The following is an 8,950-nucleotide window of genomic DNA, read 5'->3' as shown; positions in this document are numbered from 1 at the left end:
CCGGGACCCACGTTGGTGGGTCCCGGCCCCCGCTGTTCCGTTGTCTTCCGTTACCGGCCGATTGGCCACTCGTCAAAGCTCCTCGGCACTGTCTGCTCAGTCCTCTGGAGGCGGTTGGGCCGCGCCGGGCGCGGGTCTTTCCTTTGCGTCCGGGGTGGTGAAGGCCAGCGATTCGGCCGCCTGTTGTTGTACGGCTTCGGCCGTCTGGCGCGTATCGGTGACCACGTCGCCGAGTTCGTGGAGAAGGGCCTCGTAGATCGGCGCCTCTCCTTCTGCCGCCGGATCGGACTCAGCGTGGGGGTCGGGTGGGTTGTTCACGTCGGTTCTGCTTTCGTACTCGGGTGCTGTGGGCCCGGCCGGTGGCCGGGGCCGCCGTGTGTCTCAGGCGTCGAGGAGGAGGGAGTCGTCTTCGGTGCGGGCGCCGGGGAGCTGGTGCCGGGCGGCGATCAGGGCAGCGTCGATGTCGCGGGTGCCGGTGGCGGTGCACAGCGTGTAGACGATGTCGTCGAGTCGCTGCTGTGCCTCCGGGCCGCCGTTCTCGGCGTGCAGGGCGTGCAGCGTCTCGTACTGCTGGACGAGGTCGGCGAGAACCGCGGGGTGGGCCATGAGCATGGAATGCTCCTCTTCGTTCTTCGTAACGGTGGCGGTACGTGCTGTGATGGCGGGCGCGGCGGTAAGGGGGGCGCGGGGTGTCAGGCGGCAGCCGGGAGCCGCCGGGGCTGCGGCTCGGCCTCGACCTCTTCGCGGATGGTGCGGCAGCTGCGGGAGATGAGGCGGGAGACGTGCATCTGGGAGATGCCCAGCTCCTCGCCGATGTCGGCTTGGGTCATGTCGCGGAAGAACCGCAGGTACAGGATGTGCTGCTCCCGCTCCGGGAGGCGGTGCAGGCAGGGCTTGACCGCTTCCCGGGCGATGACCGTTTCGTAGCGGGCCTCGGGCCGGCCGAGGGTGTCGGCCAGCGAGTAGCCGTCGTCCGCGCCGGTCAGCTCGGCGTCCAGGGACAGGGAACGGAAGCTGTCCATGGCTTCCATGCCGGTCAGTACGTCCTCTTCGTTCATACCGGCGGCTTCGGCGATCTGCGCGACGGTCGGCGAGCGGTCGGCGCGTTCGGTGGTGGCCAGCTCCTGGAGGGTGGCGCGGACCTTGTTGCGCAGTTCCTGAACCCGCCGGGGAACGTGCACGTCCCAGCTGCAATCGCGGAAGTACCGCCTCAGTTCCCCCACGATCGTGGGGACGGCAAACGACTCGAACGCGTCTCCGCGCTGCGGGTCGTAGCGCTCTACGGCCTTGACCAGACCCATTGCCGCGACCTGTTTCAGGTCATCGAGGTTCTCTCCGCGGTTGCGGTAGCGGCCGGCGAGGCGGTGGGCCATCGGCAGCCAGGCCGCGACCAGCTCCTCGACCAGGACCTCCCGCTCGGGCCCGTCGGACGCCGCGGCCAGCCGCTCGAAGTCGGCCGCGGTGTCAGGGGCGTCGTCGTGACGGTGGCGGGCGCGTGCGGGTGCGGCGCTCATCGGTGTCATCTCTGCTCCCTGCTCGTTGCTGTCCAGCAGCGGCGGGAAGCCAACACGACACATCTGGGGCCCACAGCGCGTACGCGCGGCTCCCGCCAGGTGTGCCTGCCTTCCGAAGCACCTCAATCACTGACTCTTCTAGCCCAGCCCACTGACGTCAAACCCTTGTTTTTCGGCTGGGCGGCGAGCCTCCCCACCTCTCCAGCCCTGGTGGATACCGCTGTAGCGGCACGTGCCGACTGCGAGAAACGCTGCCGCCTCACCCTCCGGCATCCTCCGCCCTCCACCTCAACCACAACGGCGCGGCAGCCGCACGACGAGCCCCCTCCCTCCTCCGAGAGAGGGCCCGCCGGAGGCATGAAGGTCGTAAGACCAGCCCTGGCTGCGCCCCTGCGCCGGTGCTCGCACACCCCACAGTCGACCTTGCTGTTCCCCTGGGCAGGTCGCTCGCGCTCCGCGAGGGGCTGCGCACCACGGTCCTCGCCGGGCTGCCCCGTGGGGACGACCACCCGGTCGTCGGCGGCGTGCCAGGGAGCCTGACCTACCGCGACGGCGACCGGGTCCGTATCGTCTCGCTCTCCCCGGAGTCCGAACTTCTTCTGTCCGCCTCCATGGCATGAGCCCCACCGCGGTGAAGGAGCCGAGGGCCACCTCCGAGGTGATCACCCGCTGCCGCCCTTGGCGCGCCATCCGCCGGTTCGAGATGTCCGCGGGCCTGTGCTTACGGTGCGCGCGCCATGAGCAGGTTTCCGAAGAGGACCGGGGAAACGGTGAGCACTACGAATTCAACCGCGTCGGTGAGCGCGGCTGAGCTGCGGCGCAGGGTTCGCGCCATGCTGAGTTCGTCTCGGAGTTGCTGGGCGTACCGGCGGAGGAACTGGAGCGCGAGGCGAAGCCTGTTGCCGCTGCTCGTGCGAAGGAGGTCATCGAGACCCTGCGGTCCCGTGCTGTACGGCCTCGCACCCACCGAAACCGATCGGCCCGGCTGAGCGCGGCTTCCCCTCCACCAACAGTCCCCGCTCAGCCCCTGGTCGACACGCCGGACGATGGCCTGTGAGAACGACCTCGGGCCCGGCCCTGTTCCCGCTCACTGCGGTGAACCGGTCCGGGCCCGTCCCCGTTGACGAACAACTCGCCTTGGTCGGCGAGCCGACGCCCGTGCGCATTCCAGCCGTGGAATGGGCTGCATGGCTCGGGGACCGCAAGGACGGCACGGCGACCGCGGATGTCGGCCGGCAGTGGCTGGGCCGGCTGGGCAAGACCGACAACGGCATCGTCACAGTGACCACCGTGTGGACCGACGGAGGGTGCGGCCACGAGCGGTGAGGCGGCGAGCAACCCCGTGCGCGCGGGCCGGTGTCTGTACCGCGCCGGTGCGCCCGCGGCGACGACGCGGGCGCCGAGCCGTCAGGCGGGCTGGACGGTGATGGTGCAGAGGCGCTTGGTGGCCCGGGTCAGGGCTACGTACAAGTCCCTTTCCCCACCGGGGCGGGCCGTGATGATTTCCTCGGGGTTCACGACGACGACTCCGTCGAATTCCAGGCCGCGTGCTTCGGACGCCGGCACGATGCGTGCGTGGTGAGCGATGCCCTGGGCCGTCAGCTCGCTCACCCTGGTGTCCGCGCAGATCACTCCCAGAAGCTCGCCCGGGTGCGCGGTGCTCTGGGCGCGGAGTTCCTGAACGACGGCGGTGACCAACCCGTCCGGAGGTGTGGTCACGGTGCGAGGGCTCTCACCGCTGCGCAGTGACCGCGTGGGCTGCTGGTCCGGAGCGATCCGCGTGAGCAGGTCCCGGACGCTCTCCAGAATCTCCTGCGTGGTGCGGTAGCTGACGGTCAGGTTGTGCAGTTTGAACCGCGGTCCGACGTGGGGGCTCAGTGCTTCCTTCCAGTCGCGTGCCGTCGCGACCGGGCCTGCCTGGGCGAAGTCACCCACCAGCGTCATCGCCCTTGCCGGGCAGCGGCGGACGATCATCCGCCACTGCATGGCGGTCAGTTCCTGCGCCTCGTCGACGACGACGTGCCCGTACGTCCGCTCCGGGGGGCCGTCGACCAGGCTCGCCGCCTCGTCCAGCAACGGCACATCGGCATCGGTCCACGGGTCGTCCGGACCGCGCAGCAGAAGGGACCGCTCCTGCGCGGTCAGGCGGGGCAGGCGCTCGGCGAGGGCGTCGGCGTTCGTCAGGAGCGCCTTCACGAGGTCACCGGGTACCAGCCGCGGCCACAACACCTCGACCGCTCGGTCGACGCCGGCGTCGTCGAGGAGATCGGCTCGGATGGCGTCCAGGTCCAGCTCGTGGACCGGACCTGAGTCGGCCGCACCTTCGGCACGGCGCTGGGCAGCTCCCGTGAACCGGTCGAGGTTGATGCCCGTCATCCGTTCGGCATCGGCGTCGATCTGCTCCAGGAGGTCGCCCATGTCTCGTTGCATCGCGTCGGTGACGGCCTCGACCAAGAGCTCTTTGAACACCTGGCGCGCGGGGTTGTGCCCCAGTACGGCTGCCACGGCGGCGTCGCGTGCCGTGGCGACTTCCTCGCCGGAGAGGTGAACCAGTTCCTGTCCGACCCGGACGGTGAAGTCACCGGCGGGGGCTTGGTGGACACGCAGCAGGCCGGCCAAGGCGTCGGCGAGGTCGCAGCTGCCCTTGAGACGCGCGGTATCGAACGGGCCCACCGTGTCCGTGGACACTCCGGCCAGTTCCCGGCAGGTCGCCAGAACGACGTCGTTCTCTCCGAGCGAGGGAAGGACCTGGGAGATGTAGTCGAGGAACCGGGCGTTCGGGCCCACCACCAGGACGCCCTCCTCCGCGGCGCGCGGGAACGCGTACAGGACATAGGCCGCCCGGTGCAGGGCGACCACCGTCTTGCCGGTGCCGGGCCCGCCCTGCACCACGGTCACCCCGCGGTGGGCGGAGCGGACGATCTCGTCCTGCTCGGCCTGCAACGTCGCGACGGCCGCGTGCATCCTGCCCGTACGCCGTGCCGACAGAGCCTCGGTCAACGGGCCGTCCCCCACCACGTCCTCGTCGGTCGGGGCGGTCCCGTCCAGCAGTTCGTCGCTCACCGAGATGACCGTGCGCTCCTCGAGGCGCAGGTGCCGGCGCCGCCGCAGGTCCATCGGGTGGACCGGTGTCGCCTCGTAGAAGGGCCGCGCCGCGTTCGCGCGCCAGTCCACGAGCAGAGGCAGGTCCTCCTCTTCCGTGTGCAGTCCGATCCGCCCGATGCGCAGGGCCGTGCCATCCGTCCAGTCGATGCGCCCGAAGACCAGCCCCTTTTCGGCACCCTCCAGCCGGCCGATTTCCTTGCCCAGACGCTCGGCGGCGATTTCTCTCTCGTATGCCTCACCGGCGCTGTCCGCCGGGGCCTTCAGCACACTCGCGCGTGTTACTCGCGCCTCGGAAAGCCGCTCGGTGAGCAACTCATACAAGGAGGACACATAATCCTGCTCCGATTCGACCGCACGCAGAGCGGGATCATTGATTTTCGACAACAGGGGTCTCCTTCGATTCGACCCATACGGTCAAAAGTTCCCTGAAAGGCAAGCCTTGGCTTACTTGGTGAAGTTTGCCGCTGCTGCCAAGCGCACCGCTTCCACAAACAGCCCGTCACGCGGTGGAGTGGGGCTCGGAGCTGCGGGCCTCTTCGTAGTCCGGCTGCGGTGTCGGCCCCTTCTTCTTTCCGGCAGCAGGCAAGGTAATCAGCAGCACGGCTGCTGCGAAGAGTGCGATGAGCATGATCCAGACCGCGCCGACGTGCATAGCGTGGATGAACGCACGATCGGCAGCCTGCGCAAGAGTGGGCCGGTCGAGAGTGGCGGCGACATGCCGAGCCTGTTCCGCGGAAACCCGGGCGCTGTCCTGTTGCGCCTCCGGGACATCGCTCAGCGAGTGTTCGATCGCGCCTCGATATGCGATCGACATGATCGTGCCGCCCACCGCAATCCCGATCACACTGCCGACCTGCCGCGCCGTGTTGGTGACGGCCGACCCGGCGCCGGACCGTTCCAGCGGCAGGCTGCTGATCAGTGCTCCGGTCACCGGGGCCATCACAACGCCGACGGAAAAGCCCTGCGCCAACAACAGGATCTCGATCCAGACGAGTGGGGTGTGCAGATCGAGAAATCCGACCGCGCCAAAGCTGAACGCCGCCACAGTGAGCGCCGGCACGGCGACAGGGCGCAGAGACCATCGGCTGACCAGACGTGCGCCCAGGGGCGCCCCTACGACAGCGCCGACCGCGGTCGGAACATTGGCCAAGCCGGCCTTCATCGGCGAGTAGCCCAATGCACCCTGCATATAGAACGCGTTGTAGAAAGTGACGGCAGCCACAGAAAAGAGCAGCAACGCCATGGACGCGTTGCCACCACCGAACACCCGCTGCGCAAGCATCCGGGGATCGAAACTTGGTTCCTTGGCCCTCAATTCGACGAGCACGAAAGCGGCCAGCAGGACAAACCCGACCGCGATCGGCGCCCAGACGTCCGAACGACTCCAGGAGTCCACCTGCCCCGCGCGAATCAGGCCGTACGTCAACGCCGCGAGTCCGCTGATCGACAGCAATATCCCAGCCGGGTCCAGCGGCCGCACGGTAGGGCTGCGAAAATTGGGGACCATCAGGACGATCCCAGCCAATGCCAGCACGACGATTGGAACGTTGACAGAAAGACCGAACCCCACCAGAAATGGCTGAGCAGGAGTCCCGCCAACACCGGGCCCGCTGCCATTCCGACACCGGTGGATGTCGAAGAAATGGCGATTGCGGTTGCCCGCGCGGGGCCGGTGAAGGTCCACAACAGGATGGCAAAGTTGGCAGGCATGATCAGTGCGGCGCCGACTCCCATCGCACCCCGGGCGGCAATCAGCTGGCCTGCATCGCCTGCGTACGCCGCCCAGATCGAGGCCCCGGCAAAGATCACCAAGCCAACTGCGAGCACTTTCCGGTGGCCGAAGCTATCGCCCAGTGCGCCAGCGGTGAACATCAAGGTTGCGAAGACCAGGGTGTATGCGCCTGTGGCCCATTGCAGCTCGGCCGGGCTGGCGCCCAGTCCACGGACCGGGTCGGCAAGGGTCTCCAGGAGAATGCTGAGGACGGTGTTGTCCAGCCAAATCAGCAGCGAACACACCATAAGAACGGCAAGAATCAACCGCTGCCTGGACTTCGGCAGCGTTGGCGGCGTAGTCATGAACTCCTTTGGATATCGATGGGCGGGAGCTTGAACGACGGGACTATAAGCAAACTCCACAACGCTGTCAATCTTAGGGTTCCTCGTCAAAACTGTTGCGGCCGAGCGGGCTATATGCCTCCGCCGGATTTGCGGACTGAATAGTTTTGTGCCTCTGGCGGATTTCCGAGTTGAAGGTTTTCACTTCCGAGGGGGTTGCGACTGAGCGGATTTTCTGCCTTCAGTGAGCTGTCGCACCGCGTCCTGCGACCCATATAGCTGCACGCCTGGTCATCGAGCACCACCTGCTTCGACGCGGGGTCGCCCGTGGGGGTAAGCGGTAGATCGTTCGACTGGCTATAACGGAGTGTCGGAAGGCATCCCGATCGGGGTAGTCGTTCGGCGCGCGCCGTACGGCAACCCAGGGCGTCGGCGTTCTCGATCGGGTGCGGCTCGTTTCGAGGGACGTCCTGACCTGGGGAGATGTTGATTGGTGTGGGGGTGGGCAGGTCTGTCCTTGACGGGAGGGGGGCGGTGCCGGCGCCGGCGGCGAAAGAGGTGTCGCCGTTCGCGGGGCGGAGCGGATCGTGCCGAGGATCGGCCTTGCGGCCGAGACCGCGAAGATCGAGGGAGCGCGCGCGAAGCTGAAGCGTCTGGTCGAACGGGGCTGTACCGGTCTGCCCAACTCGCCCTGAAAACTGATCCATCGCGTGAATTCTGATCACGGGTGTCGGGCGGGTTCGGGGTGGTCTTTCGAGTGCGGGCAGCAGGGTGTGCCGGGTGGCCGTCCGGTGCGGGCTCTCCGATGTCTTTCGGGTCGTGGGCGGGTAGGGCGGTCGCGCGGATCAGCTGAGCACGCGCTGCCCGGTCGCTGTCCACGTACGAAGCCGGCGCCCGTCCGGGTCACGCCCTCGGCACGACCACCGTCTTCGGTACGGCGATAGCGGAGACCACAAGATTTCGCCGGGCCGGCCAACGGCCCTTCAGAAGGCCGGCTTCTCCCCTGTTCCGGGGCCGGGAAGGATGATGCGTGCCGTGAAGGAGGCTGCCGCGGCGTCCACTTCGATGTCGGCGTCCTCGAAATCCAGTCGACGCCCCGTGGCCGGATACCAGGCCTTGTAGACCGCTTCCTTCATGCTGAACAGCAGGCGGTCCCAGCACACGCCGCGTTCGGTCGCCCGGAGTCTGCGCAGCCGCGCGATTTCACCGGGCAGGGCAATGGTCTCCAACACGCCTTCGTGCGTGTGGCGGAGCTCGTGGACGCACGGCCTCTTCGCCAGCCGGCGGCGTTGGCAGCGTCCAGGGCGGGCTTCCACCGTTGGGCGAAGAAGAAGCCCGAGTGCCAGGACTGTCCGCCGGGAGCGGTGAAGATCAGGTCCTGGGGCTGCTTGCCCAGGCATGCGCGCTGGAACAGCGCCACCTGGTCAGGGGTGAGGACAAGGGTGCGTCGGAACTTCTTCGTCTTGGGGGCTCCGAGGTACGTGCCGCCCTCGGCTCGACGCTTCCATGTGCGTTGTACGCGGAGCGTGGACCTCTTGCCGGTGAACGTGAAGTCACGCGGCTGGAGCGCCGTCACTTCGCCCGGCACCGCCTTCCCCGCCGCCGCCATGATCTGGTACGTCGACTGCCGTCCGGCGACATGGGGCAGTGCCGGATCGACGACCGTCATAGGCAGCCCCCGGTATGCCTTGACGAGGAACGGCACCCGGACCGCGCGCAGTTGGTGGACCGCGGCGGGGATGTCCACACCGCGCATGTCCATCACGATCGGCAGCCGCCCCCGCAGAGCGTCCGGCAGGTCGAGATAGGCACTCAGGCCGCATACCACAGGTGTTTCGGGCGTGCAGTTCCCCGGGATCGACGCACGGGCTCGGCGCGCCTCGTCCTGGAACCATTCGGGCGGCAGCAGCAGCCGCCGGGCGAGCGGATAGCACATGGTTGTGGAGGCGGCCCACAGGCCCACGTCGTACTGGGCGTTGAGCACCTGACCGTAACCCGGGCAGAAGCGCTTGTGGACGCCGACCGTGCTCTCCCCCGTCCGTGGGGTGACCAGTGTGCGCAGCACCCATCCTTCGGGCGGCGCCATCGGCATGACCGTGTTGGCCGCCGCGCGAGCCAGGGGCGCCCAGCCCGGCGTCAGAAGCCGGAGGACACCCGTCGTTGGCCTCCCCCTTGGTCATACCGAGACGGGTACGGGAACGGCAAACGGGATTCGCAACGGAATGCGGGATGAGCAGTGGTGCCGTGCCACCGGGCGGGTCCACATCCCTGGACCC

At 67.9% G+C, this 8,950-nt stretch carries 11 protein-coding genes; 3 read left to right on the top strand and 8 right to left on the bottom strand.

From position 1 onward, the window contains the following. Nucleotides 1-96: 96 nt before the first annotated feature. From EEJ42_RS50445 to EEJ42_RS37660, 3 genes are all read right to left on the bottom strand, one after another. Nucleotides 97-318 carry a hypothetical protein gene (locus EEJ42_RS50445; RefSeq protein ID WP_148082168.1) on the bottom strand — a complete coding sequence of 74 codons (222 nt, stop codon included), beginning with the start codon at nt 316-318 and terminating at the stop codon, nt 97-99. 63 nt (nt 319-381) lie between these two features. Further along, nucleotides 382-612 carry a DUF5133 domain-containing protein gene (locus tag EEJ42_RS37665; protein WP_123106679.1) on the bottom strand — a complete coding sequence of 77 codons (231 nt, stop codon included), beginning with the start codon at nt 610-612 and terminating at the stop codon, nt 382-384. Nucleotides 613-692: 80 nt separating this feature from the next. Continuing rightward, nucleotides 693-1,514, bottom strand: coding sequence for a SigB/SigF/SigG family RNA polymerase sigma factor (locus tag EEJ42_RS37660; RefSeq protein WP_246097626.1), 822 nt, complete (start codon nt 1,512-1,514; stop codon nt 693-695). A 398-nt stretch (nt 1,515-1,912) separates the two neighbouring features. Here EEJ42_RS37660 and EEJ42_RS37655 point away from each other — a divergent pair, with 398 nt between their 5' ends. The 3 genes from EEJ42_RS37655 (at nt 1,913) to EEJ42_RS54325 (ending at nt 2,840) form a co-directional block, all read left to right on the top strand. Continuing rightward, nucleotides 1,913-2,134, top strand: a complete 222-nt coding sequence (locus EEJ42_RS37655; RefSeq protein WP_123106677.1) for a hypothetical protein — start codon at nt 1,913-1,915, stop codon at nt 2,132-2,134. Continuing rightward, a complete protein-coding gene (locus tag EEJ42_RS50440; protein WP_148082167.1) occupies nt 2,131-2,325 on the top strand; it encodes a hypothetical protein in 195 nt (64 codons plus the stop codon). Before EEJ42_RS37655 ends, EEJ42_RS50440 begins: the two co-directional genes overlap by 4 nt. Before the next feature lie 362 nt (nt 2,326-2,687). Then, nucleotides 2,688-2,840: a hypothetical protein gene (locus EEJ42_RS54325; RefSeq protein WP_342778380.1), complete on the top strand. Its 153-nt coding sequence runs from the start codon at nt 2,688-2,690 to the stop codon at nt 2,838-2,840. An 81-nt stretch (nt 2,841-2,921) separates the two neighbouring features. Here EEJ42_RS54325 and EEJ42_RS37640 read toward each other — a convergent pair whose 3' ends face one another. The 5 genes from EEJ42_RS37640 to EEJ42_RS37625 form a co-directional block, all read right to left on the bottom strand. Continuing rightward, the gene (locus EEJ42_RS37640; protein WP_184503469.1) at nt 2,922-4,949 is read right to left on the bottom strand and encodes a HelD family protein; all 2,028 of its coding nucleotides are present in this window, start codon (nt 4,947-4,949) and stop codon (nt 2,922-2,924) included. 169 nt (nt 4,950-5,118) lie between these two features. After that, nucleotides 5,119-6,153, bottom strand: a complete 1,035-nt coding sequence (locus tag EEJ42_RS37635) for an MFS transporter (RefSeq protein WP_281291596.1) — start codon at nt 6,151-6,153, stop codon at nt 5,119-5,121. Further along, nucleotides 6,126-6,695 carry an MFS transporter gene (locus EEJ42_RS54010; RefSeq protein WP_281291595.1) on the bottom strand — a complete coding sequence of 190 codons (570 nt, stop codon included), beginning with the start codon at nt 6,693-6,695 and terminating at the stop codon, nt 6,126-6,128. The genes EEJ42_RS37635 and EEJ42_RS54010 overlap by 28 nt, the downstream gene beginning before the upstream one ends. Before the next feature lie 962 nt (nt 6,696-7,657). Next, nucleotides 7,658-7,906 (bottom strand): 4'-phosphopantetheinyl transferase superfamily protein, encoded by a 249-nt coding sequence (locus EEJ42_RS51410; protein WP_246097625.1) that lies wholly within the window; start codon nt 7,904-7,906, stop codon nt 7,658-7,660. After that, nucleotides 7,807-8,793: a transposase gene (locus EEJ42_RS37625; RefSeq protein ID WP_281291597.1), complete on the bottom strand. Its 987-nt coding sequence runs from the start codon at nt 8,791-8,793 to the stop codon at nt 7,807-7,809. Before EEJ42_RS37625 ends, EEJ42_RS51410 begins: the two co-directional genes overlap by 100 nt. Between the last annotated feature and the right edge of the window lie 157 nt (nt 8,794-8,950).

Source organism: Streptomyces botrytidirepellens (assembly GCF_003721215.1).
In the GTDB taxonomy this organism is placed as follows: Bacteria; Actinomycetota; Actinomycetes; order Streptomycetales; family Streptomycetaceae; genus Streptomyces; species Streptomyces himastatinicus.
This window is presented reverse-complemented; position numbering and strand designations above follow the sequence as displayed.

Coding starts and splice junctions, on each gene's coding strand:
- EEJ42_RS37665 (WP_123106679.1), bottom strand. CDS start 612: ATGCTCATGGCCCACCCCGCGGTTCTCGCCGACCTCGTCCAGCAGTAC.
- EEJ42_RS54010 (WP_281291595.1), bottom strand. CDS start 6,695: ATGACTACGCCGCCAACGCTGCCGAAGTCCAGGCAGCGGTTGATTCTT.
- EEJ42_RS50440 (WP_148082167.1), top strand. CDS start 2,131: ATGAGCCCCACCGCGGTGAAGGAGCCGAGGGCCACCTCCGAGGTGATC.
- EEJ42_RS37660 (WP_246097626.1), bottom strand. CDS start 1,514: ATGAGCGCCGCACCCGCACGCGCCCGCCACCGTCACGACGACGCCCCT.